Annotated in this window: 20 protein-coding genes; 7 read left to right on the top strand and 13 right to left on the bottom strand. The window is 40.1% G+C overall.

The genetic code is table 11. The annotated features are described in order from the left end of the window. Positions 1-757: 757 nt before the first annotated feature. Together ONB37_06650 and ONB37_06645 are read left to right on the top strand one after the other, a co-directional pair. Positions 758-1930: an FtsX-like permease family protein gene (locus ONB37_06650; protein MDZ7399822.1), complete on the top strand. Its 1173-nt coding sequence runs from the start codon at positions 758-760 to the stop codon at positions 1928-1930. Next, positions 1927-3201, top strand: coding sequence for an FtsX-like permease family protein (locus ONB37_06645; protein ID MDZ7399821.1), 1275 nt, complete (start codon positions 1927-1929; stop codon positions 3199-3201). Before ONB37_06650 ends, ONB37_06645 begins: the two co-directional genes overlap by 4 nt. A gap of 488 nt (positions 3202-3689) precedes the next feature. Here ONB37_06645 and ONB37_06640 read toward each other — a convergent pair whose 3' ends face one another. From ONB37_06640 to rpmH, 13 genes are all read right to left on the bottom strand, one after another. After that, on the bottom strand, positions 3690-4364 hold the full coding sequence (locus tag ONB37_06640; GenBank protein MDZ7399820.1) for a DUF4159 domain-containing protein: 675 nt from the start codon (positions 4362-4364) through the stop codon (positions 3690-3692). A gap of 61 nt (positions 4365-4425) precedes the next feature. Beyond that, positions 4426-5706 (bottom strand): peptidylprolyl isomerase, encoded by a 1281-nt coding sequence (locus ONB37_06635; protein MDZ7399819.1) that lies wholly within the window; start codon positions 5704-5706, stop codon positions 4426-4428. A gap of 17 nt (positions 5707-5723) precedes the next feature. After that, positions 5724-6614: a peptidyl-prolyl cis-trans isomerase gene (locus tag ONB37_06630; protein MDZ7399818.1), complete on the bottom strand. Its 891-nt coding sequence runs from the start codon at positions 6612-6614 to the stop codon at positions 5724-5726. 155 nt (positions 6615-6769) lie between these two features. Further along, positions 6770-8545: a peptidyl-prolyl cis-trans isomerase gene (locus tag ONB37_06625; GenBank protein ID MDZ7399817.1), complete on the bottom strand. Its 1776-nt coding sequence runs from the start codon at positions 8543-8545 to the stop codon at positions 6770-6772. 65 nt (positions 8546-8610) lie between these two features. After that, the gene (mfd, locus tag ONB37_06620; protein MDZ7399816.1) at positions 8611-11949 is read right to left on the bottom strand and encodes a transcription-repair coupling factor; all 3339 of its coding nucleotides are present in this window, start codon (positions 11947-11949) and stop codon (positions 8611-8613) included. Between the two features lie 6 nt (positions 11950-11955). Continuing rightward, positions 11956-12867, bottom strand: coding sequence for an N-acetylmuramic acid 6-phosphate etherase (gene murQ / locus ONB37_06615; protein ID MDZ7399815.1), 912 nt, complete (start codon positions 12865-12867; stop codon positions 11956-11958). Between the two features lie 164 nt (positions 12868-13031). Then, on the bottom strand, positions 13032-13676 hold the full coding sequence (gene rsmG / locus ONB37_06610) for a 16S rRNA (guanine(527)-N(7))-methyltransferase RsmG (protein MDZ7399814.1): 645 nt from the start codon (positions 13674-13676) through the stop codon (positions 13032-13034). A 67-nt stretch (positions 13677-13743) separates the two neighbouring features. Beyond that, a complete protein-coding gene (gene mnmG, locus ONB37_06605) occupies positions 13744-15675 on the bottom strand; it encodes a tRNA uridine-5-carboxymethylaminomethyl(34) synthesis enzyme MnmG (GenBank protein MDZ7399813.1) in 1932 nt (643 codons plus the stop codon). Positions 15676-15752: 77 nt separating this feature from the next. Beyond that, positions 15753-17132, bottom strand: a complete 1380-nt coding sequence (mnmE, locus tag ONB37_06600; GenBank protein ID MDZ7399812.1) for a tRNA uridine-5-carboxymethylaminomethyl(34) synthesis GTPase MnmE — start codon at positions 17130-17132, stop codon at positions 15753-15755. Between the two features lie 90 nt (positions 17133-17222). Next, the gene (gene yidC, locus ONB37_06595; protein ID MDZ7399811.1) at positions 17223-19055 is read right to left on the bottom strand and encodes a membrane protein insertase YidC; all 1833 of its coding nucleotides are present in this window, start codon (positions 19053-19055) and stop codon (positions 17223-17225) included. Between the two features lie 27 nt (positions 19056-19082). Then, the gene (yidD, locus tag ONB37_06590; protein ID MDZ7399810.1) at positions 19083-19292 is read right to left on the bottom strand and encodes a membrane protein insertion efficiency factor YidD; all 210 of its coding nucleotides are present in this window, start codon (positions 19290-19292) and stop codon (positions 19083-19085) included. A gap of 44 nt (positions 19293-19336) precedes the next feature. After that, the gene (gene rnpA / locus ONB37_06585; GenBank protein ID MDZ7399809.1) at positions 19337-19675 is read right to left on the bottom strand and encodes a ribonuclease P protein component; all 339 of its coding nucleotides are present in this window, start codon (positions 19673-19675) and stop codon (positions 19337-19339) included. Positions 19676-19687: 12 nt separating this feature from the next. After that, positions 19688-19831 carry a 50S ribosomal protein L34 gene (gene rpmH / locus ONB37_06580; protein ID MDZ7399808.1) on the bottom strand — a complete coding sequence of 48 codons (144 nt, stop codon included), beginning with the start codon at positions 19829-19831 and terminating at the stop codon, positions 19688-19690. Positions 19832-20356: 525 nt separating this feature from the next. On the opposite strand from rpmH, the gene dnaA reads away from it, so the two are divergent. The 5 genes from dnaA to gyrB all read left to right on the top strand — a co-directional run bounded on the left by dnaA (position 20357) and on the right by gyrB (position 26808). Further along, a complete protein-coding gene (gene dnaA, locus ONB37_06575) occupies positions 20357-21736 on the top strand; it encodes a chromosomal replication initiator protein DnaA (GenBank protein ID MDZ7399807.1) in 1380 nt (459 codons plus the stop codon). 487 nt (positions 21737-22223) lie between these two features. Next, positions 22224-23348, top strand: coding sequence for a DNA polymerase III subunit beta (gene dnaN / locus ONB37_06570; protein MDZ7399806.1), 1125 nt, complete (start codon positions 22224-22226; stop codon positions 23346-23348). An 11-nt stretch (positions 23349-23359) separates the two neighbouring features. Continuing rightward, the gene (recF, locus tag ONB37_06565) at positions 23360-24475 is read left to right on the top strand and encodes a DNA replication/repair protein RecF (protein MDZ7399805.1); all 1116 of its coding nucleotides are present in this window, start codon (positions 23360-23362) and stop codon (positions 24473-24475) included. Positions 24476-24497: 22 nt separating this feature from the next. Further along, on the top strand, positions 24498-24773 hold the full coding sequence (locus ONB37_06560) for a DUF721 domain-containing protein (protein MDZ7399804.1): 276 nt from the start codon (positions 24498-24500) through the stop codon (positions 24771-24773). A 127-nt stretch (positions 24774-24900) separates the two neighbouring features. Further along, on the top strand, positions 24901-26808 hold the full coding sequence (gene gyrB, locus ONB37_06555; GenBank protein MDZ7399803.1) for a DNA topoisomerase (ATP-hydrolyzing) subunit B: 1908 nt from the start codon (positions 24901-24903) through the stop codon (positions 26806-26808). Positions 26809-26836: the final 28 nt, after the last annotated feature.

The raw sequence follows: 26836 nt of genomic DNA, 5'->3' as shown, positions 1-26836 counted from the left end.
AAAAATCAAATAAAAAATGAATCTATTCTAAAAAGGTCGGTTTTGATAGAATTCTGTATGAACCAGTCATTGCGAGGCGTTTTTTGCCGAAGCAATCTCAACTGGCGGAAAGGATTGCTTCGCTCCGTTTCACTCCGCTCGCAATGACATTGTCCCAAATTTGCTTATTAGAGTGAACTCAAAAACAATATTCAATTCTCAAAATTCAAAACCACAAATTTCTCTGGCAATGAAAAAGGCGTTCTTTCTGTCGGTTTGGAATTTGTCGATTTGCTTATTGAACTTTATTTATGATTTGGGATTTGAGATTTCGGAGAGAGGTTAAAGATGGAAGGCCTGATTGATGCGAAAAATATTGTTTCCAACGAATAAAAATGACCCAGCGGATGAAATTCCAATGGTCAAAATTGAAAATGTGTTCGAATTGAAAATGATATTGTTACTGATTTTGGTTTGGAATTTTCCATTTTATTTATGAGATTCTTTGAGATTTATTTCTACCTGAGTAGATTTTTTTAAATCATTAAAGGACGAGAGTCATTTCGAGCGAAGCGAGAAATCTGATTGTTAAACAAACTGTTCATAAAAGGATTCCTCACTCCGCTGCGCTTCGTTCGGAATGACCTTGTTCAATTTGAGATGATCAAGTAGTATTATGAATTGTGGTTTTTAATTAAAAAATCCGTTTGGTTCTTTCCATCCGTTGGAAAAATAATCAAAAGTTGACTTCTAAACTTCGAGACACAGGACACAGAAAATGATCTCACTAAAATTAGCCTATAAAAACCTGATCGGTGCTGGGCTGCGCACCTGGCTCAATGTCATCGTGCTGTCGTTTTGCTATATTCTGATCATCTGGTATTTCGGGCTGCTCGATGGCTGGAACAAGGAAGCTCGGCGGGAGACGATCAACTGGGAGATCGGCGGCGGACAATTCTGGCAGAAAAATTATGACCCCTTCGATCCATTGACTTTGAATGACAGTCACAGTCCGATTCCCGAAGCGCTCCAAAGCGAAATCGCCAGCGGCCACCTCACGCCGATCCTGGTCGCCCAGGCGACCATTTACCCTGAAGGGCGCATTCAAAATGTGGTTCTCAAAGGCATCGACCCCGAGCAGAAAATTTTGAAAATTCCCTCAGCCGAGCTACAACAAAATGGCGAAGCCATCCCCGCTCTGATCGGAACTCGAATGGCCAAAACCACCAAACTCAATGTGGGCGATCTGGTCACGGTTCGCTGGCGGGATGCCGACGGGACGTTCGATGCGGCAGACATCAAAATTGTCGGCATCTTCAAAACGATTGTCCCCGCCATCGATAACGGCCAGCTATGGCTTCCGCTGGAACGGCTGCAGACCATGCTGGGAATGTCCAACGAAGCCACGATTCTCGTGACCGCTCCAACCGCCTCGATTTCCGCCAGCTTCCCAGATTGGGAATTCAAGAATCACGAATTCTTGCTCAGGCAACTGAGCGAGACCATCCGAATGAAATCGGTGGGCATCATCTTCGTCTATGTGATTCTGTTGCTGCTGGCTATGCTGGCCGTGTTCGATACCCAAGTGTTGTCCATCTTTCGGAGGCAGAAGGAGATCGGGACGATCATCGCCCTGGGCATGACCCGCTGGCAGGTCGTCAGGCTGTTCACCGTCGAGGGGGCGATGTATGGGGTGTTGGCCGCTATTGTGGCTGCTGCTTATGGCATCCCGCTGCTCACCATGCAGGCGATCAAAGGCATCCCCATGCCCCAGGGCACCGATGAATATGGCCTCACCATTGCCGAGAAAATATTTCCAGTTTACAGCGCTGGCCTGATCGCCGCCACGGTGGCCATTGTTTTCATCACGGCGACCATCGTCAGCTTTCTGCCCGCCCGAAAAATCGCAAAAATGAATCCGACCGAAGCCATCAAGGGGAAGATACAATGATCAAATTTTTATTGAAAGGAATTCTGCGGGATCGGCATCGTAGCCTGTTTCCCATCATCATTGTGACGGCTGGCGTGTTGCTCACGGTAGTGATGCACTGCTGGCTGAATGGTATTTTGGGGGACATGATCGATCTGAACGCCAGGTTCACGACAGGCCATGTGAAGGTGATGACCCGTGCCTATGCTGAAAATGCCGATCAAATGCCGAACGACCTGGCCCTGTTGGGCATTACCGATATGCTCGAAAATCTTAAAGCACAATTCCCAGCAATGACCTGGGTGAAACGCATTCGGTTCGGCGGCTTGCTGGACGTGCCCGATGAAAATGGCGAGACCAAATCCCAGGGGCCTGCCTTCGGACTGGCGGTGGATCTATTTTCTCCAGCGAGTTCGGAAATCCAGCGCTTGAATATTGCGGATGCCCTGGTTCAGGGACGGCTCCCTCAACGATCTGGCGAGATTCTCATCAGCGATGATTTTGCCAACAAGCTCGGCATTGGGCCTGGTGCAATTGCCACTTTGGTCAGCTCGACCATGTATGGCAGCATGGCGCTGCAGAATTTCAGCATCGCTGGGACAGTACGATTTGGCGTGGAAAATCTGGATCGGGGGGCGATGATCATGGATATTTCCGACGCCCAGACGGTGCTCGACATGAACGATGCGGCCAGCGAAATTTTGGGCTATTTTCCCGAATCGGTTTACAATGATCGCAAAGCCATGGCCGTGGAACAGGCGTTCAATGAAAAGCATAAATCGAATGAAGACGAGTTTGCACCAACCATGGTGCGGCTCAAAATCCAGAGCGGTCTGGCAGGCTACCTGGATTACGTCGATAGTTTCAAAGGGATTGCCCTCGGCATATTTGTCCTGGCGATGTCGCTGGTGCTGTGGAATGCGGGCTTGCTGGGCGGCTTGCGGCGCTACGGCGAGGTCGGGTTGCGATTGGCCATTGGCGAGTCCAAAGGCCATGTCTATCGTTCGATGATTTACGAATCCGTCCTCATCGGCATCATCGGCTCATTTTTTGGCACGCTGCTGGGATTGGGAGTGGCTTATCTTCTGCAGACCAAGGGCATCAACATCAGCGGCATGATGCAAGGGGCGACGATGATGATGCCTGCAGTGGTACGGGCGCAGATCACCCCGCCAGCGTATGTGATTGGCTTCGTGCCTGGATTGCTATCGACTGTACTGGGAACGATGCTGTCGGGAATTGGTATTTACAAGCGCCAGACGGCGCAGTTGTTCAAGGAACTGGAGGTGTAACTGGGATTGTTAGCTGTTCCCAAATTTGCCAAACGGATAGATGAAGCCAACGGATTTTTTTTATGAAAATCAAAATGGAGTTAAGGCGTTAGCCTTTTATTCACGATGGAGATTGAGGCGTCAGCCTTTTACTATCACCCAGCGCAGACAATTTTCCAAATATAGTTTATTAAAATTTCAAATACAGCTAATAAAAAATTATTTGCTGATGTCCGTTTGGAATTCTCTATTTTAGATATTTTTTTATTGTCAGATTGAATTGGGCACAATTGTCGAAAAGTTTATTTAGTGCCTGCCGGGGCGCTGAGTCGATCCTGACATTTGAAGTAATGTGGTTCTGTATGTGGAAAATACGAATTGCTGAACCTATCTCACGTTGGTTGATCCAACAAATCGACATTTAAAAATTAGCTTGATCAAAATCGTTGGATAATCAAATAGTGCCAGCTTCCCCAATCTCCCATTGACTTAAATTAGCAAATTATTCATCAATTCGTCAATGCATACACCACGATATTGACCCCCATCCTCAACGCCTGAAGCCGCACCTCTTCGGGATCCTTATGAACATCTGGATCCGCCCAGCCATCAGAAATATTGGTGTTAAAGGTGTAATATACAACCATTCGACCCTCATGGAAAATACCGTAAGCATGAGGAGGGCCACCATCATGCTCATGTATTTTGGGAACGCCTTGAGCAAAATGAAAATGGCAATGATAAATTGGGTGATTGAACGGCAATTCGACCAAATCTTTATCGGGAAAGACCTTTTTCATCATTGCCCGAAAATATTTATCCATCCCATAATCATCATCAGCATAAAGGAAGCCGCCGTTGACCAAATATTTCCGCAACCGCTGCGCCTCATCATCGGAAAAAGTGATCCTCCCATGACCGGTCATAAATATAAAAGGATATGCAAAAAAATCCTGATCCATGATCTCGACTTTTTTCTCATCAACAGCGGTATGGATGTTGGTCTCCTGAGCGAGGAAAGCCAACAAATTCGGAATAATTGAAGGATCATTGTACCAATCGCCGCCCCCCTGGTATTTCAGGCGGGCGATGGTGAATAGGCTTTTTTTATCTAAGTTTTGACTGCCACCGATGGTTGGAATGAGGATAATGGCTAATAAAATAAGATAAAAAACATTTCTCATAGCCAAGTCAAAATTCCTTTCAAAACAATTATGACCGCAATCATCTGAACTTGAATTGGTTTCAATCCAATTTTACCTCGACATATACATCTTTCTTTATTTCCTCCAGCCATTTTTGAAATTGCTTTTGGCGTTTGATATTTAGCGCAAAAGCCTCAATCCGTTCCCAATCGGTCCGCAAATCAATGGGGCGAGGTTCCTGCTTACTATTCAATTTCACAATATGCCAGCCATATTTCGTTTTAAACGGCTGGGAAATTGCTCCTGGCTTCAAAGTATCGATTACGGTTTTAAATTCAGCCAATTGCAAGTTTTCGGTCTCAAAAAGGCCTAAATGTCCACCCTGGTCACGAGTGCTCTCATCATCTGAATATTGCTTCGCCAGGGCAGCGAAATCATTCGCTGGATCATTGAGCATTGCACGGATTTCCTGTGCCCTTTTCTCAGTTTCTACCTCATCGACATTCGTAGGTTCAAGTCGAATTAGCAAGTGCCTCACATTAATTTTATCCCCCTTGCGATCAAGGCATTGGATGATATGAAAGCCATAGCGGGATTTGACAATATCTGAAAATTGTCCTGGCTCTAATAAGAAAGCTACTTCTTCAAATTCAGGAACAAAATCCCCTCGCTCCATGAATCCGATCTCTCCGCCTCTGGCAGCACTCCCTGGGTCCTCAGAATATTTGCGGCAGAGCTCAGCAAAGTCTTCGCCGTCCTTCACTCGCTTCAATAATTCGGTGATTTTCTGTCGGGCCAGTTGTTCTGAAGTATTGCCGGGCTTAATACTGATCAAAATATGACTAATGTCCACTGTCTCTTTCAATTCTGGCAAGCTGTCCTTCATTGCGTGATAAAGTTCTTCAACCTCCCGGCGACTAATCTTTATTTCAGCAAATTTGGTCTGCTGCAATTTTTCAACCCGGAGGTTTTTTCGGACCTCCTCTCGAAAATTGCGCTTGAGTTTGCTGATTGACATTCCCAACTGTTCTTCAAGTTTTTGCTCAGAACCAACCTGCTGGATCATCCGGTTAATTTGCTCTTCCAATACGGAATCAACCTGACGATCTTCAACTTGAATGCTATCCTCTTCGGCCTTGGCCAATAAAATTTTCTGGTTAATCAAATTTTGAAGCGTCTCACGCTCTAATTGTTCGAATCGTTCAGGCTCTCGCCGAGGATCAATCCGCATTTGGAAGGCGATATTTAACGCATACTGCCGCAATTCTGATTGCAAGATGACTTCATTTTCAATAACCGCCACCACCTTATCAAGCAATTGCTGCGCAAATCCACTATTCGCGGCAATCATCATCCAACAAATAAAAAATAGTTTTCGCATAGCACGTTATACTCCAATTAACGGGTCGGATTTACAATCTCATTAGACAACTGAAAAGTCGAATCTTTAAAAAATTCTCGGAGCGGCTCAATATAAAATTTATAGTTCGTTTTATTTCTCAAACCAATAATTAAATCCCTGTACCGCTCATTTCTCCGAATAAAACTTAGTCGCGCCGAAATCTGATCCTTCACCGCATCGAATTCTCGATAGCTTCCCCGAGATTTGCGATCCACAATTTTGAATATATGATAACCCAATGATGATTTAATGGGCCGCGTGACCGTCCCAGCTTTAGCTTCAAAAACCACTGCAGCCAACTCTGGCAAAATTTCATCTCGGGTAAAATACCCCAGATCGATCCGTTGATTCTCCACATAATCGATCGACACCTGGCGAGCCACTATTTCAAATGACTCCCCACCACTGATCCGCTGATACGCCTTATCCGCCTCTTCTTGTGACTGAACCAAAATATGAAGCGCCCTCACTTCATCCGTCTCAAGCCGATAGCTCTCCTTATTCTCATTGTAATAACTAATCGCCTCTTCATCACTTGGCTTCTCATTTTCCGCTAGATACCTGTCCATATAGAACTGAACCAGGAGGTTCCGCTTGGATTTCTCCAGTTCAGCTAAAAATGCTTCATCTTTATCCAATCCAATTCGCAGCGCCTCCCGATAGATCAACTCCATTTCCATCCACTGTTGAATGTAATTATTGACTTGCTCGATCGAGACGCGCGATTGCATCGAAATAGGTATTGCTCCCAACAGATCATCTAATGTGAGTTGACCATCTTCGATCGTGACAATTGGCTGCTTTTCTTTAGGGATGTTTCGATTGGAAGATTTGCACGCAACCAGCAAACTCACCATCAAAACAAAAAAAACTTTTCCTTTATTCAATCCACTTCCAGACACGAATGACCATCCTTTCAGCAATTCGCTTCATCAAACAAATTGAAATAACGCTCGATCATGCATTTTTTTGATTCGAAACAAAGATCTCAGTCTTGGCAATAATTCATATGGGCAAAACAATCCGATCATCTACCAGCCAATCACTCATAAGCCACATATTGTTGGTGGGTAAAATTTGTGAAAGACTTGGCCAAGATGTTATCGAAAACTACAAAATCGATCTGTTTTCGAAGTTCAGAGACCCATTCTTGTTCTCGGTTTTCGACTGCAATGCGCCGCAGCTTGGACTGTATTGATTGCTTGCATTCATCAAAAGTCATTTCTGTTGGTGGAATGACCCGCAACACTTTATTCACGAAATAACCATCACCCAGCTTAATCGGATCGGTGACTTGTCCCACCTCAATCGAAAAACACGGTTTACCAAAAACCGCTCGTCCAGCAGTGATTTCCGATTTCCCGCGCGTCTCTTTGAGCGATTCCTTTTCATTATATTTCCCAAATAATCGATCGAAATCAGCTCCCTTGCGCGCTAACTTGGCGATAGTCTCAGCTAATTTTTGATCCTTGACGAAAATTTGTTGAATCTCCCGTTTTTCAGGATGCATATAGTCAGATCGATGGGCATGATAATATTGGATCATGGCCTCGTCGGTAACATTTACCTTGTTTTCAACCTGAATTTTTTGCGCATCCCGAAGCATTAAATTCTCTTTAAAAATTCTAACTTGTCTCTGTACTTGCTCATCGCGAATCAAATGAAGACGCTTCGCCTCCTTTTCCAATAAAAATACTGGGACTAATCTGGCATTGAGATAATTTTTAATCTCTTCTGGGGTTTTAAAATAGGGACGTCGCGCGCGGTGAATATTTTTGATCTCGTCAGCGAGATCTTGAATCGTTATTTCTCCAGTAACAAAATTTGCCAAAACAAGTTTCGAATGCTCTGCCGCCACACTATCAATATTCAATTGTTTTTTCCGCCTATCACTTGGCTGAGATGCAGAAATCGAGCTGGTATCCTGATTTGCTCCATAGTAGTTTTGAAGCAAGAATTCTATTGCCTGATCGTTGAATTTTAGCCGATATTTTTCTCGCAATTTATCGAGATATGCATAATACGCATCTTCGATTTCCTTATTTTTCAGGGAATAAAACATGCGCTGAATTCGTTCTTTTTGTTGTAAGTAAGATGGGCTATTATATGTTTTAATGTCCATCACTTTGACAATATAATACCCATCTTCGGCTTCAATTATCGGGGATATCTCGTTCTCATTCATACGAAAGGCAGCGACATATATCGGATTGTTACCAGAATTTACCCCCCACTTTAAGTAGCCCTTGTCACCTCCTTTTTGTGCGGTTTCTTGATCTTCGGAAAACTCTCTCGCAAGCTTCTCAAACTCCACGCGATTTTTTAGCCGTCTCTCTACGCGTTTGATGCGCTCCAAGGCAGATTGCTTGGATTGTGGATCCTTCGCGTCAAATTTGGCCACAATTTGCTTTATCTTTACCTCTCGCTTCGAATTTTCATAATAAGTGATAAGCTCGTTCTCTGGGACAATCTTTTGAATAACCTGCAACTCCACCAATCGCTTGAACATCTCCCCTTGCGATCGCGTTTTTAGCTGATCCCTAATCGCTTTTGTGGTATCTAATCCCAATTGATAGGCGTTGATCACCTTAAGTCGGTGGTCGATCATTTGGTCCAAATATTTCCTTTTGTCTTCCAGAGTTGCTTTTTTAATATCCTCCGCAGTTTTTCCTTTCGCAAACTCATCTTCAAAATTCCCGATGGTAATTGCAGTGGTAGCAACTCTCGCCACTATTGCTTTCTCGCGCTTGCATCCAGAGAAAATAATAGCCAAGAACAAAAGATAGAGCATAATTCGGTACATGATGGAGACGTTCATTTTTCCTCCATTTAGAATTGACTCTTTATGCCTCATGACAAACCGGTTCAATGATAACAATTGATTCATATCAGGCGCTTTAAGAAGTCTTTACCATAAGCAATGGGATCAAGCTCATCCCGGGGAATATCGATGTGCAGGCCGAGTCCGCCTTTGCCCTCCTGAACAAAATAGAAGTTTCCTTCTGCTTTTTGCATGATTGAACAAACCTTATTTTCTATAAGTTCCCGAGGCGAGGAACCGCCGAATTCTCTTGCAAAATAAGCTTTCAATGTATGATCTGATATTTTGATCAAACGAAAATCCAAAATAGTACCGATGATCTTTAATGCAACAAAATTAAACAAGTTTTTCGCAGGAGCAGGTAATCTTCCAAATCGATCGATCACCTCTTGTTCGATCTGCTCTACCGACTCCAGATCGGAACAATTCGCTAAACGGCGATAGATATCGACTTTCAATTCAGCGGGATCGATAAAATCATCTGGCAAGAACGCGTCCTGATCGATTTCCACTTTTGTTTCTTCACGCGGTTGGCTCGGTTGCGTTGACAAGCCCTGTTGCTCCAATTTCAGTTCCTGTATGGCCTGCTCGATGATTTTCACATACATCTCGTACCCCAAAGCGATGATATGCCCACTCTGCTCCGCCCCAAAGATATTACCCGCACCCCTAATTTCAAGATCCCGCATCGCAATATTGAAGCCAGCTCCGAGTTCAGTGAGCTCTTCTATTATTTGTAATCGCTTTATCGCGTTTCGATTTATCATTTGAATCGGAGGAACCACCAAATAAGCATAAGCCCGTTGGTTCGACCGCCCCACTCGACCTCTTAATTGATACAATTGCGACAAACCAAATCGATCCGCCCGATTAATGATCATTGTATTCACATTTGGAATATCTAATCCCGACTCGATGATCATGGTCGACACCAGACAATGAAATTTTTGCGTCGCAAAATCCCACATTACCTTCTCCAAATCGCGCTCATCCATCTGGCCATGTGCGACACCGAAGCTCACCTCAGGCATGAGTCGACGCAAATAATTGGCGATTCCTTCAATAGTTTGAACCCGATTGTGGACAAAAAAAACCTGTCCCCCCCGTTCAATCTCCCTTAAAATCGCTGCTCGGATCAGTTTTTTGTCGAAAGGAATGATTTCAGTGTGAATGGGGAGTCTGTCTTTTGGGGGAGTTGCAATCAATGACATATCGCGAATGCCGAGCATAGCCATGTTGAGGGTTCTGGGAATTGGTGTTGCCGACATGCTAATTACATCAACATTGAGTTGCAATTTCTTCAATCGCTCTTTATGGCTCACCCCAAAGCGATGTTCTTCGTCAATAATAAGCAAACCCAGATCTTTAAATTTGATATCATTCGACAGCAAACGATGCGTTCCGATCACAATATCGATTTTCCCAGCTTTAAGTAACTCCACAATTCTTTGTTGTTCGCTGCGAGATCGAAACCGCGACAACATCTCGATAGTGATCGGATAGCGGGCCAATCGTTCTTTAAATAAATTATAATGCTGGAGCGCCAAAACAGTCGTCGGGACCAAAATCGCCACTTGTTTATTATCGTTTACAGCCTTGAATGCTGCTCTCACAGCTACTTCAGTTTTTCCATATCCAACATCTCCGCAAACCAAGCGATCCATTGGATATTCGCTTTCCATATCGCGCTTAATCTCTTCAGTAGCACGCTTTTGATCGGGTGTGTCCTCATATTCAAAAGAGGCTTCCAATTCTTTTTGCCATAAGGTATCCTTTGAAAATGCAAATCCCTTTTGCGCCTTGCGCTGAGCATAGATAGCAATGAGCTCTCTGGCAATATCTTTAATGTGCTTCTTCGTCTTATGCTTAAGCCGTTCCCAATCCTTGCTCCCAAGCTTGCTTAATGTCGGCACAACTCCTTCTTTTGCAGAATATTTCTGCACGCGATCCATACGATCTAACGGGACATAGAGGATATCGCCATCTCGATAACCAATGCTCAAACATTCTCGCTCATGACCCTGGACTGTGATCTTTTTTAAGCCTTGATATTGACCAATCCCATGATCGACATGAACCACAAAATCTCCGACGCTCAGCGAAAGAAGCTGGTTCAGCGTCAAACCGCGCGAAAATTTTTTGCGCCTGCGCCCACGCACGGGACGGCCATAAAACTGATTATCTGTAAATACGACTAATCCAACTTCGTCAAAAATGAATCCCTGGTTGAGTCCAAAATTTCTAATCATCAGCCGATCACACTTGATCTCGGCGCTTTCAAAAATCTCATCTAATCGCTCTACCTGACTATCATGATCACATAAAAAATAAATTTTCGATATTGAACTATTTTCAATCGTTCCTTTCTGGCAATAAGCATGTATTTTTTGTCTTAAAATCTGCAAATTTCCCCTTAGAACTTCCTGAGGATAACAGTGAAAACGATAAAGATCGGGCGTTGTATCGCTTAATAAAGAATTGCAATCAATAATTGTAAATAATCTTAATTTATTTGCTATTTCATCATATTTGAAAACATCTATTATATCGTCTTTATTGCGATTATTCGCTACATTATTCTTTGATGCATATAGATTGATCGAGTCAATATCTTTTTTGATTACTTCTGGTTCATCCCAAAAAATTATGCTCCCGGGGGGAAAATATTCAAATAACATTGCTGAAAAACTAGCTGAAGGATCAGCTCCATTCTCAAAGTCCTGGGGATAAATGCGAATTTCAGATACGGACTGTATGGATCGCTGCGTTGCGGGATTAAAAATTCGAATTGATTCTATGGTGTCACCAAAAAATTCTACACGATATGGATACTCACTGGAAATGGGAAATAGATCGATAAGTCCCCCGCGGACACTCATTTCCCCTGGGTTTTCAACCACGCTCTCTCGATTAAAACCCAATTCGATTAATTGTACCTTTAATCGTTCAAAATCGCATTTTTCTCCAGTCGAAAGAATAACTTTTCGTTGGATCATCTGATCCACAGCAGGCAACTTGAAGACCAAATTTTTTGCGCTCGTAATTGCTATTCGATTTGGTTGCTGGATCAATTGCTCGATGGCGGAAAGGAATTGCCCTTTGCGATTCAGTTCCACAAACCCTCGAGCAAAAGCAAGACCATGCAACTGGGGAAAATGGACAATAAAATAGCTTCCTAAAATCAGTTCCAGGTCCTCGCGAACCATTTCCTCCTGGTCTTCATCAGCCGTTACATAAAGAATTGGCCGCTTTTTGTGCTCAAACAGAATCGCTAGAAAAATTGATTTCAGGGACCCCGCTAATCCCTTGATCAAGATTTGAGATTTTAAATCCGTCTCGCTAATGACCTGTTGAAGCACTTGCGATTTTTTTATTTGATCAATGATATCTCGTCCAACCATCGCTGTTTAGCTTTCAATTGCCTTCCGAACAAATCCATCAGCGAGAATTAGCCGACGTTGAGCCTCCTCCCGATCCACATTCTTTAAAATCATTACCAAGGCAGTTTTCACATGACCCTTGGCCTGCTTTAAGACGCGACTGGCAGTTTCATAATCAACCCCGGTCACCATCATTACCGTCCGTTTCGAGCGTTCTTCTAATTTTTTAGAATTCATTTGGAGATCCACCATCATGTTGCCATAAACCTTTCCCAACCGAATCATGGCAGTTGTTGTCAACATATTCAAAACCAGTTTCTGTGCCGTTCCAGCTTTCATTCGAGTGGATCCCATAATCACCTCTGGTCCAACAACTGGACAAATCGCCACGTCCACGTCCAAATTCATTTCTTCACGCGGTGTGCAAGTGATGTAAATTGTCTTTGCGCCGATTTCTCTGGCCTTTTCAATTGCCCCAACCACATAAGGTGTTCGGCGACTTGCGGCAATACCACAGGCCACGTCTTTTGCTGTAAAATTTAGTTGCATCAAGTCCAAACCGCCTTGCTCCCGCTTATCCTCAGCGCCTTCTTGAGCGCGCACCAAAGCCTTATATCCACCAGCAATGATGCCCTGTATCATCTCGGGATCTGTTCCAAACGTCGGCGGACATTCGGATGCGTCCAATACCCCAAGGCGGCCACTTGTCCCTGCTCCAATATAAATCAATCGCCCACCCTTTTTGAAGGCTTCGACGATAATTTCCACAGCCTGCTTAATGTAAGGGATTTCTTTTTCAACAGCCAGCGGGACTTTTTTGTCCTCATTATTGATGATCCGCAGGATCTCTTCCACAGATTTAGAATCAATATCCATCGTATTAGGATTTCTTTGCTCTGTGACCAAATTTTTCAATTCTTCAAATACGCTCGATTCCAATTTTGCTCTCCTTATTTGAAAATCACAAATGAAACTGAATGCTTAATATGATCTTTTAACTCTCACAAAAAAACCTTTCGTCTCAAAATTAACCTCTCTACTAAACCTTATATAGAAGCATCATCAAAACATTTCACGGTTCAAATTTTAGAATTTTTAAATTTTCACAAAGCCTGTTTATTGACCTGAACAAAAAGCTTATTACTTTCTGGAGGAATAAGCGCTGCATTCATCGGCAGGATTTCAACCGATAATTGTCGCTCGATTCTGATCAGTTGTTCAATTTCCACGCGAACATCCCCTCCTTTCCACGCTAAATAATAACCCCCAGGCTTAATTAGGTTTTTTACCCATTGATATACAACAACCAAGCTTGCTACGGCGCGGCTGATAGCAATATCAAACTTCTCCTGATAATCCTCCATCGAAGCAATATGTTCGACACGCTCCCCAATCACTTCAGCGTTATTCAGATTCAATTGAAAAATAACCTCTTTCAAAAAGAGCATTCTCATCCGCTTCGATTCAATCAGGAGAAATTGATTCTCGGGGCACATAATAGCAAGTGGGATTGCGGGAAATCCTGCGCCACTGCCAACATCAACGATTCTTTGACCTGGCAGAAATTTCACAGATAACAGACATGCCAAAGATTCAAAAAGATGATGCTCAACAATATGACTTTCATCTTTCCGTGATATTAGATTTGTTCTTTTATTCCAATCTAAAAGTAATTCGATATATTGTTGAAACAATCTTTCCTGGTCTTCATCGACTAAAATTCCTGCTGCAGATAAAAATGGCCTCATTCGACTCATTCGCATTAATAAGGAACTTCGTTTCGGGGTTCGATATTTTGAAAACTCAGGGACCATGCTAATTTTCATTCGATGCGAAATATGATGTTTCACGTGAAACATTAGCATTAACTTTTTTTAAATGAATCAATAATACCGCAATATCTGCTGGCGATACACCAGCGATCCTCGACGCCTGACCAATCGAATGCGGCTGGATATGCTTTAGTTTTTCACGAGCCTCTTTTGACAACGATCGGACGGCATCATAATCAATGGATTTGGGAATATATTGGTTTTCCATACTTTCAAACCGCTTCACCTGCTGATACTGACGATCAAAATAGCCTTCATACTTAATCTCGATCTCAACTTGTTCAGCCACTTCTCTCATCAGCTTTCGATCTTCACATGATTCGAAAATCGGATGAGCTATTATTCCATTAAAATCCGACAATCTGATCTCAGGACGTTTGATGAGATTGTATAAACTCTCACTCTCCTCAATTCGAGCGCTTTGCTTTTGCTCCAACAAGGGATTGGCGATTTTAGGGCTGATCATGAGTTTTTTAAAGTCATGAATGAATCGCTCGATCATTTGCTGCTTTTGCTTGACCCGCGAATACAATGAATTCGACACCAAACCCAAACCATATCCGATCTCTGTAAGCCTCAGATCAGCATTATCCTGCCTCAAAAGCAATCGATATTCGGCCAGCGAAGTGAACATTCGATATGGCTCTATAATTTCTCGGGTGATCAAATCATCGATCAATACACCGATATAAGCTTGAGATCGCATCAGAACAAATGGCTCTTTTCCGCTGATCTTCAGCGCTGCATTCACACCTGCAACAAAACCCTGCACGGCTGCTTCCTCATAGCCAGAGGTTCCGTTGATCTGACCCGCAAAATATAAATTTTCTATTGCTTTTGTCTCCAATGTGATCTTTAATTGATTTGGGGGGAAATAGTCATATTCAATCGCATAACCCAATCGAGTTATTTCAGCATTTTCCAAACCGGGAATCGTTCTGAGCGCTTGAAATTGAATATCCTCTGGCAAGCTCGTAGCAAATCCATTTACGTAAAACTCCTTTGAATTTCTTCCCTCGGGTTCAAGGAAAATCTGATGGGAATTCTTGTCTGGAAATTGAACGATTTTGGTTTCAATCGACGGACAATAGCGAGGGCCGATCCCAATAATTCTTCCCGTAAATAGCGGCGAGCGATCAAATCCTGAAGCAATGATCCGATGAGTTTGCTCATTTGTGCTCGTTAGATAACAGGGGACTTGGGGTTGCACAATTTTTTCAGTTTGAAATGAAAATGGTGTAGGATCTTCGTCTCCGTACTGAACCGCTAATTTGTTAAAGTTAATTGTTCTCCCATCAATTCTCGGGGGAGTACCAGTTTTCAAACGACCATGAAAAATTCCAAGACGATGGAGATCCTCTGTCAAACCAGTTGCTGCAAATTCCCCAGCTCGCCCTGAACTATAACTAAAAAGTCCGATGTGAATCAATCCATTTAGAAACGTTCCATTCGTTAATATAACAGCACGACCTAAAACTTGTGTACCAGTAAAGATCTTAACCCCGATGCATTTGTTATCTTTAACGATCAATCCAGTGACCATAGCTTGCTTTATCTCAAGATTGTCCTGAGCTTCCAAAGCCAAGCGCATTCGATTGGCATATCCAATTCGGTCCGCCTGAGCTCGCGGCGCCCACACAGCCGGTCCTTTCGATCTATTGAGCATCCTAAATTGGATCCCCTCATCATCTATGGCTCGTCCCATTTCTCCACCCAACGCATCAAGTTCTCGGACCAAGTGACCTTTGGCAGAACCACCGATCGCTGGATTGCATGACATCTGAGCAATATTGGATATGCTCATGGTTATCAGAAGGGTTTTCATGCCCATTCTTGCCGCCGCCAAGGCCGCTTCACACCCAGCATGCCCCCCTCCTACAACAATGATATCATATTTTTTTTGAGGATCAATCATATCGCATCAACAACCCAATAGTGCTCTAACGCTCCCCAAGTCTTGCATGAAAATGTTCCACGTGAAACATAATGAGGCTATTTTCCAATACAGAATTTTGCAAATATATTGTTTAAGATGTCTTCACTCGTTACTTTGCCAGTTATTTGCCCAAGGTGATTTAATGCTTCCCGCAAATAGACGGAAAGAAACTCTGATGAAACGCCTTTTTCGGCTTCCATCTTGGCCTGTTTAATCGTCACTAAGGCATTCGATAATAATTCTCGATGCCTGATATTTGTAATGAAAGCTTGCCCCTGCGAATAGCTGTGTCGTTCCTTATCTACTATTTCAAATAAACGCCGTTCGATTGCATCCACCCCTTGTCCTTGAATCGCTGAGATCCTTATCAGAGGAATACCCTGCTCAGCAATCTCGTCACCATCAATTTCTAGTTTTAAATCGATTTTATTTATTACTCTCATCAAAACTATCTGTTTCATCTGCTGAATCATATTCATTATCTCATAATCTTCATTATCCAACGGACGAGAACCATCGAACAAATGAATAACAATGTCGGCTTGCTCTAAATGCCGTTTTGATAATCTAATCCCCTCTGCTTCAATTGGATCGCTCGCGCGCTTAATTCCTGCAGTATCGAAAATGTGAAACAGAATGCCATTAATATCCAATTGGACCTCAAGAGGATCTCTCGTGGTCCCTGGAATATCTGTGACAATCGCCCGTTCTTCTTTGGCGAGCAAATTAAATAGACTCGATTTTCCAACATTGGGTTTTCCCACTATAACAACTTTTGCTCCTTCACGGGCAAATTTTCCATAGCGATAACTTAAGCATAATGTTTCAAGAAACTGCTCTGCTTCGCCAATCAGATAGATCAACCTCTCACGATCAACAAACTGAACGTCCTCCTCTGAAAAGTCTAACTCCAATTCCAAAAGCGAACACACATCCACGATCTTGCTGATGATGGTATTTATTTCTTTAGATAAAGTTCCCTCTAGTTGAACTATGGCTGCGCGCAAACCTGCCTCAGTTTTCGCCTGAATCAGATCTGCTACTGCCTCTGCTTGTGAAAGATCTATGCGTCCATTCAAATACGCGCGCAAAGTAAACTCGCCAGCCTGTGCTAATCGAGCGCCATGCTTCAATGCAATCTCCATGATCCGCCGAGCTACCAATCTGCCACCATGACACATCAGCTCGACCATATCCTCTTTAGTATACGAACGGGGGGCTTTGTAAACAATGGCAATGACCTCGTCGACAACCAATCCTTCATCGACAACCTTGCCCAAAATCGCTGTCCATGGCGCTAAACTGGCAATCGGTTTCCTGGCTTTAATAATCTTATCGGCAATTCTAATTGCTTCTGGCCCGCTCAAACGAATCACCGCAATTGCCCCATAGCCGGGAGGCGTACCTATGGCGACGATCGTATCTTCTTTCTGCATACTTCTCAATCCATATAAAAAGCCCCATCCATAAGAGATAGGGCTTATATTCATTATCGAGTTTGCCGAGATGAGTACTTTTGAAAAAGGCTATCTTTTTTTTAATCCGCGACTTTTAATTTTCGCATTGGTTTGTTTGGATGGCTCTGCCACTTCAATCTCTTTTGGAGGTAAATACTTTTGTTGTAGTATCGAGAATAAATTAAAAAGCGCATAGTACAAATTCAAACCAGAAGGAAAACTATTAAAAAGCAAAGTCAAAAATATCGGCATAAAATAGACCATTGCTTTTTGTTTGGGATCTTTCATGGTCATCTTTTGTTGAATGAACATCGTTACCCCCATAAAGATCGGCAGAATATTTAATAAATCTCCGTAAAATGGGATCGAAAACGGCAATTTCAGCACAGTATCCGGAGCTGATAAATCTTTGATCCACCAGATGAACGCCGCATCACGCAATTCAATGGTATTTCTAAAAACGATGAAAATTGCCCAGAGCAAAGGTAACTGCAATAAAGTTGGCAAGCACCCACTCAAAGGATTAATTCCAGCTTCCTTGTAAAGCTTCATCGTCTCTCTGTTCAGCCGCTGGGGATCTTTACCATATTTCTCCTTTAATTCATTCAATTTCGGCTGAAGCATTTGCATTTTTTGCATTGAAACGTAACTTTTTCTTGTCAAAGGATGGACAATAATCTTAACTAAAATCGAAAATACGATTAATACGATCCCATAGTTTGGAATAAATGAATGGAGAAAAACAAAAGAACGCAACACCAACTTGGCGAAAGGACGGATAATGGCCATCCCAAAATCCATGATCTTTCCAAGCGTTGGATGGTATTTTTTAATGATGTAATAGTCAAGAGGACCTACGTAAACTCTAAATTGGTGGGTAATGTTAATCAGCGCACTGCCTGAGATCGTGCATTTGAGGAAAATCGAATAAATTTTGTTTACACGATCTTTTAATTTTGGATCAGTGTAAATTGGAGATGTTTCTCCATAAAGGGTCGGTTCTACGATTAAATCTTTATTGGGAAGCATTATCATCGCAAAATATTTCGTACGGATCGCTGCCCAATCGACCACCCCGCTAAAATCTGAACGAGACCTACTCTCAAAAGGTTTATTCGGCAAACTTAACTCTTCTCGACTCCCACCTTGAAAGACATAAGCTTTAGAATTATTTATATCCTCCTTATCAAAATATCCAGAATAATCTAATTCAGTGTAAGCAAGGCCAGACTTCCATGTTAGGTAGTATTGTTGATTATCCAGAAAATTTGTTATATTCTGAAACGTTATTTTTAAATCGATAATGTATTGATCATTATAAAATACATAAGTTTTGATCAACCGCTGTTGATTCCCAATATCTAAAATAAATTTGACACTATCAACTAAAGCTCCAGACGCAAAACGAATCTCGCTTTTATCTGATTCAAAAATCGAATCATCACATGAAATAGTATCACCATTAGAAATGAAAAATAGACCTAGATTTCCATAACCTTCTTTTTGAATTAACTGGACCTTGCTCGAATCCTGGTAGGAAAATGATTTTAAAGTCCAACTCTTGATTACTGCTCCCTTGGGATTTATGCGAGCAATATAATTTTCAGTCTCTACAACAAAATCCTCTTTCAATTCCTGATGAGCAGGTTTAAACAGATCAGCGATAAGATTAGTTTTCTTTTCTTGTTGAAGAGTTAGTGATTGAATTTCACTTTCCGATCTGCTCTGCTGAATATTATTGGAGACGGGTTTTATATCATCTTTAGTCCCAAGAGAATCTTCTGGGCTTATTTCTTTTTCAGCAACTTTGGCAGGCATAACGAGATCTCTATAAAATTTCGTCTGGGTGAATATCAAAATAAGCCCAATGAGCAAAAATGCTAAAATTGTTCTCTTATCCATTTTTTTGTTCCAGATATATTCTGAATATTAATTTAGTGGATCATAACCGCCAGGATGAAACGGATTACATCGAAGAATTCTCCATATCGAAAGTGCCACTCCTTTGATACATCCGTATTTTTCTATCGCTTGATAGCAGTATTCTGAGCAACTGGGAGTAAAACGGCATGATGGAGGTAAAGATGGAGAAATAAATTTTTGATATGTTTTTATCAATGTTAATAAAATCTTTTTCATGCTAAAGATTACAACATATTGAATTATATAAAAAGGTACTATATTTAGAAAATCTTACTGAGCAATATGTTAATTTCTTTCTCTATTGCCCAATAATTAGAAAATTTGACTTTAGCTGATAATAAAATTTTTAAGTTTCTTGGAAATTTTTCCTTATTTAACCGATAAACTTCTTTTAAAATACGACGACATTTATTTCTATCAACAGCTCTCTTAATTTTTCTTCTGACTATAAATCCAATTTTAAAATCATCAGAGCTGAGATAAATAAGATCAACATGCTTACCAGAAATGATTGTGCCGAATTTAAATATTCTGTTAAAATCTTTTTGATCTTTTAATATTTCATCCTTAGATAGCTTAAATTTTTTTTCTTGCTGCATAAAGCTGATTTATTATTCATCGCTTACGGTGAGCTTCTTTCGTCCCTTTGCTCGTCGACGCTTCAAAACTAATCTTCCGTTTTTTGTTTTCATCCTAGATCTAAAGCCATGTTTATTTACCCGTTTCCGCAGGCTGGGTTGAAATGTCCGCTTCATTTTCTTCTCCTCACTATACTTTTATTATCAATTTATTTTTAAAATGTTCAATTAAAGCCTGTAAAAATATTAATAATTTTAATAAAAGTCAAGGATTTTTTATGCTGAATAAATCGCATTAGATCGAAATCTCCTATACAAATCGATCATACTCTATCCAAATCAATCAATTTATTTTTTTGTTTGAAATCCCAAAAATTTTTTGTAGATTTTAATAACAAAATTTTACATGAGCCATTGAATAGATTGTGGATAACTTTTTCATTCTCTGCTCAAAAATTTTGATACAATAAGGATTTGATATCAAAGCCTTAAACATAAATGAAAATATCGGTATTTAATAAACGTTTAATGACTATTTTACATATAATTAAAATTTCAAAAGGTCAATTTAAATATACTTTTTTTTCAAAGCAAAGCTCTTTAAAAAGGAGAAAAATTCATTAATAAAATATTAATCATTAATTAACTGGTGTGGATATTTTGTTGATATCTCAAATAACCAATCAAAAGGGGTATCTTAAAATGACACCTAAATGCGTTGACATCTGGTCAAAAACGTTATCAATTATTAGAGAGAGTATTAGCCAACAAACGTTTATTACCTGGTTTGAACCTATAAAGCCAATCAGTTTTTTAAACAACCAATTAACCGTGCAAATTCCTAGTCAATTTTTTTATGAGTTTATCGAAAGACATTACAGTGAATTGATTCGTCGTTCACTCCAACAACTTTTGGGTGAAGATGCTGAGGTTCTCTACTCAGTTGTTATGAACAACAGGGATGAAGTCTTAAGAGCACAGGCCAATGAATTAATACCTCATACACCACCAAAGTCCGATGAATTTTATTTAAATAATAAATATTATGCAACGCAATTAAATGCCAGATATACATTTGAAAATTTTGTAGAAGGTCCAAATAATCAGTTTGCTCGTGCTGCCGCTTTAGCTGTTTCGAAGTCGCCAGGCAAAACTACATTCAATCCTTTAGTAATATATGGAGGGGTGGGATTAGGGAAGACTCATTTAATACAAGCTGTAGGAAATGCAATTTTAAAAAACAATGGGACAACTCATAAAATATTTTATATATCAAGCGAAAAATTTACTGTTGAATTTATTGATGCGATTAAGCATAATCGAGCTCAAGAATTCAGCATGAATTATCGTAATGTCGATGTTCTTCTTGTTGATGATATTCAATTCTTCACCAACAAGGAACGGACCCAAGAGGAATTTTTCCATACATTCAATACCCTTCACCAAAACCAGAAGCAAATCGTTCTTACTTCAGATCGACCGCCCAAAGAATTAAAAGGAATTGAAGAGCGCTTAATATCGAGATTTCAATGGGGATTGGTAGTGGATATTCAGCCCCCCGATCTTGAAACTCGCATTGCCATCCTTCAAAAAAAGGCAGAAGAGAATGACCTAAAATTACCTCAGGAAATCATAGAAATTTTTGCAACGAATATAACATCAAATATACGAGAATTGGAAGGGTCACTTATTCGACTCATGGCCAAGTCGTCTTTGCAAGGAGAAGATGTTACTATTGATCTTGCGAAAGCTGTTTTAAAAGATCTTAGTTTAGGAAGTAAAAGAAATTTGAGCATTGAAGAAATTCAGCGCATAGTTTGTGATCATTACAAAATCCCTGAAGATATGATTCGTGCGAAAAATAGGAAAAAGGAAATTGCCTTAGCACGCCAAATTTCTATGTATTTAGCAAAAACAATGACAAATCATTCTTTAAAAACCATTGGGCTTCATTTTGGCGGAAGGGACCACTCAACCGTAATTCATGCAATCCAAACAATTGATGAACTTAAAAAAAGTGATTCCTCAATCAAAGAAGATATTGCTGCATTACAACGTAAAATTGAATTGGCAAGTCTATAAACTATATTTGCTTATGACGCAGGTCGTTATCCACATTCTATTTATTTTCTGAACAATTTAATAAGTTTTAATTAATTGATTAATCAATTAATTAGATGATAGAAAAATTATTAACAAAATACCCCCATATTGGATTTTTTTTTGTTTTTGAAATGTGGATATTAATATCTTCAACAATTTTTGAGACCATTTTTACTTTATATGAACTGAAGAACCTTACTTTATTAACATACTATCCACTTCAAACCAAGAATTATTAACATCTCAATAGAGACTATTAAATTTTAAATATTTCTAAAATACGATCAGTTAAAGCTATTGTTTTTTGACTTATCCACATCACTATTAATGTTACTATATCATAATCATATTTTAGTTTATTAAAAAGGTAATAGAAAAAAAATATTGATAATTATATTTTAATTTTCTATATTTGTCCCCGATCAAAATAATGCCAATATCTATCTATTTTATTAAGGAGCTAAAAATGAAATTTACGGTATCGAAAAGCATTTTACAAAAAGCACTTCAAAAGGTTGTAGGAGTTATCCCAAGCAAAACTACGATCCCAATTCTCGAAAATGTGCTTTTAGAATTGCAAGAAAACAAGCTCCAAATAACTGGAACGGACCTTGAAATTTGTATTTCCACTGCAATCAATGTAAATGGAACAGCTGACGGATCTACGACGGTTCCAGCAAAGTCTCTTAATGAAATCCTTCGGGAACTTCCTGAAATCCCGATTGAGATACAGTCTGAGGAACAGAATAAACTCTCAATCCGAACTCAAAATGGTTTATACAGACTTGCCAGCCAGCCGAAAGATGAATTTCCTAGTATTGTATTAGAAGAAAGTGAGGGACAGTTTGATATTGATGCAAATTTGTTGGCAAGAATGATCACAAGAACGATATTTGCAGTCTCGACCGATGAATTGCGAGCAACATTGATGGGCGTGTATTTTCAACTAATGAAAGAGGGATTTCGATGTGTGGCTACCGATGGCCATCGACTGGTCAAAATTCACAATAACATGTTTAAATCCCCAGACTTCCAAAAAAATGTAATAGTTCCAACAAAGGCTTTGTCTTTAATTTTAAGAAATATCGAAGCTCTTGACGCACCCAGAAATATCAATATTTCATTTGGAGAAAATCATTTGATTTTTAAATTAGATGAGACATTTGTCTATTCAAAGATAATTGAAGGACAATATCCAAAATATGAGAATGTTATTCCTATTGATAATGATAAGAAATTGATTATCAACAGAGATCAATTGGCAGCCGCGGTGCGACGAGTGGCAATCTTTTCCAACTCTTATACTCATCAAATAAAATTTACCATTGAGCCAAATTTGCTGAAAATTAGTTCTGAGGATATCGAATATGGTGGGGAGGGAAATGAGGAATTAGAGGTCAAATACGACTCAGCACCCATGGAGATTGGATATAATGGCTTGTATATTTTAGATCTCATTAAAAATATTGATACCGATGAGGTTGTTTTTCTGCTGAAAGATTCTGTAAGTGCTGCCATCGTGACACCAATTGCGCAGAAGCCAAACGAAGAGCTAATGATGTTGATAATGCCGATCAGATTAACAGACTAAAAATTATCGGGATGATTTTACAACACCTGGAACTAACAAATTTTAGGAATTATGAGCATATTGATATTGTTTTTGGAAGCCATAAAAATTTTCTGATTGGTAGAAATGCTCAAGGCAAAACCAATATCTTAGAGGCCATTTATAAATTATGTCTATCAAAAAGTTTTCGGACTAATTTTGATAAGGAGGAAATTAGATTTACCCAGGATCATTATATTTTAAAAGGGAGGTTTGAATCCGATGGTGGAAATAGCAACGAAGTAGGCATATATTATTCCTTGCAACGAGGAAAAGAAATAATAATTAATCACAAGGCAAAAAGCAAAGCTTCAGATTTAATCGGAAATTTTCCAGTTGTGTTGTCATCTCCCGATGAAAATGCCATCACTTCTGGCCCTCCGATCTACCGTCGAAAATTTATCGACATATTGTTATGTCAGTTAAATAAAAATTATCTTTTCAATTTATTGAATTATAATCGAATTCTTCAACAGAGAAATAAGTTGCTTCTCGATTGTAAAATATCGAAGGAGTTTAGACCCTCAATAATTGAGCCTTGGAATCAAAATTTGATCGAGACTGGAAGTCGAATTATAGCGTATCGTTATCATTTTTGTTCACAATTTTCTAATAGGCTGAATCAAATTTATTCGGAACTGTCTGGACCAGAGGAGGAATTGACATTTGAATATTGTCCAAATTTTTTGATAGCGCCCAAAAAAGAAATAGAATCCATTTTTAAACAAAAATTGATGGAGGTAAGGAATCACGAAATTAGCAGAGGTGTTAGCATAGTTGGTCCTCATCTGGATAATTTTGAAATAAAAATTAATGGAAAAGAGATCAGAAAATATGGCTCTCGAGGGCAGCATAAAACGGTTGCAATATCATTGGCATTAGCCCAATTTGAAATTCTGAAAGAGCAGTTGAGTGAAACGCCAATCATGTTGCTTGATGATCTTTATTCTGAGATTGATGAAATTAGAAGAGCGAAGATCTTAGATATTCTTTCAAGAGTTAAACAAGTTTTTATCACTGCAACTTTATTGCCAGAAAGTAGTAAAATCTGCGACAATGATCGTGTATTTATAATTGCTGATGGAAATGTGAAACTTATCAGCAATTAACATCATTGCTTTATTAATGATTATGAAAACGATTGCTCAGGCTTTAACTCAATTAATAAAAGATCTTGGTATTGAAAACGAAATTTTAAAAAATCAAGCCCTCGCAATGTGGCCTGAAGTAGTTGGAAAAAAAATTGCAAACATTAGCAGAGCTGAAAAGATAGTAGGAAGAACATTATTTGTCAATGTGAAAAACGATAGCTGGAGGAACGAGCTGTTGTTTTTCAAAAAAGAGATAATAGAAAAATTGAATAAAAAAATTGGAAAATGTATTATCGATGATTTGAAATTTTTCTAATTATATTTTTTATTAAATAATCCAGTAACAAAACATGAGCTTTATATTCATTTCCAAGCCTCAATTTTCAATAGAAGTGATGATGAGCAAATTGGAAGGTGTGTAGATGAACGGACAGCAAGATAATATGGTCGAAAATCCAGCAAAATATGATGCCAGTCAAATTACTGTCCTCAAGGGACTTGAGGCAGTCAGGCGAAGACCTGCGATGTATATTGGGGATGTATCAATCCGGGGGCTTCATCATTTGGTTTATGAAGTGGTCGATAATAGTATCGATGAAGCTTTAGCGGGGTTTTGCACTGAAATTGAGGTTATTATTGAGAAAGACAATTCCGTAACGGTCATTGATAATGGCCGTGGCATTCCCGTCGATATCCATCCCACGCAGAAGAAATCCGCTTTGGAAGTAGTGATGACCATGCTTCATGCTGGCGGGAAATTTGATAAGAAGTCCTATAAGGTTTCTGGCGGTTTGCATGGCGTGGGAGTTTCTGTGGTGAATGCCCTATCTGAGTGGTGCGAGGTTGAGGTCTATCGCGATGGGAATATTTATTATCAGCGATACTCTCGAGGAGTTCCAACGACTGAGGTAATTCAAAAAGGAAAGATAGATAGAACCGGTACTAAAACACATTTTCTCCCTGATGTTGAGATATTCAAAAAAATCAACTTTAATTATGAAATATTATGCGAACGACTTCGCGAACTAGCATTTTTGAATAAAGATCTGCTAATAAAGATCGAAGATAAAAGGTCTGGTAGAAAAGATAGTTTTAAATATTCTGGGGGAATTGTAGCGTTTATCCAGTATTTGGATCAAAATAGAGATCCCATTCAACCTAAACCCATTTATATTTCAAGCGAGAAAGATGGCGTTCCAGTTGAAGTAGCTTTTCAATATAACAGCGGTTATAATGAAAATATTTTTTCGTACGTGAATAATATTCATACAATCGAAGGAGGGTCTCATCTAATTGGTTTTAAGACTGCTTTAACCAGGACATTAAATAATTATGCAACGAAAAACAACTTGCTTAAAAATGTGGATTTCACTTTCACAGGAGAAGATGTTCGCGAGGGTTTGACGGCAGTTATCAGCATTAAACATGTAGAGCCGCAATTTGAAGGACAGACAAAGACCAAGTTAGGCAACAGTGAGGTTAAGGGGATTGTCGAGAGTGTTGTGAGTGATGGGTTGAATCTCTTTTTGGAAGAGAATCCCTCTATTGCGAAAATAATTATTGAAAAGGTGATTTCAGCCGCCAGTTCTCGAGAGGCAGCACGTAAGGCGAGAGAAATTGCAAGACGCAAAACAGCACTTAATGGCGGAGGACTACCTGGAAAGCTGGCAGACTGCTCGATCAAGGACCCGGAACATTGTGAGCTTTATCTTGTTGAGGGGGATTCTGCAGGTGGTTCTGCTAAGCAAGGACGAGACCGAAGATTTCAGGCAATATTGCCGTTGAAAGGTAAAATCCTAAATGTTGAAAAAGCCAGACTGGATAAAATTCTTTCTAATGAAGAAATTCGTACAATAGTTACGGCTTTGGGGACGGGTATCGGAGCTGATGATTTCGACATTTCTCGGCTTCGCTATGGCAAAATAATCATCATGACTGATGCTGATGTTGATGGCGCTCATATTCGAACCTTATTGCTCACTTTCTTTTTCCGATATATGCGTGAGCTCATCGAAAAGGAGCATATCTATATTGCCCAACCTCCTCTTTATCGATTAACAAAAGGAAAACAGGAATTTTATGCGTACGATGATGAAGAATTGGAGGGCCTTTTGGAGCGATTGGGTCGAAATGGGATCAGCATTCAACGATATAAAGGCCTAGGAGAAATGAACCCAGAACAGCTCTGGAAAACCACAATGGATCCTGAAAATAGAACGGTATTGAAGGTAACCATTGAAGAGGCTTTCCAGGCTGATCTGATTTTCTCGACTCTTATGGGAGACAAAGTAGAGCCGCGCAGGAAATTCATCGAAGAAAATGCGAAGTATGTTCGAAATCTCGATATTTAAAATTGAAGATTTTGGCCAGTTAATTTAG

The sequence above is a fragment of the candidate division KSB1 bacterium genome (assembly GCA_034506395.1).
Classification (GTDB): Bacteria; Zhuqueibacterota; Zhuqueibacteria; order Thermofontimicrobiales; family Thermofontimicrobiaceae; genus Thermofontimicrobium.
This window is presented reverse-complemented; position numbering and strand designations above follow the sequence as displayed.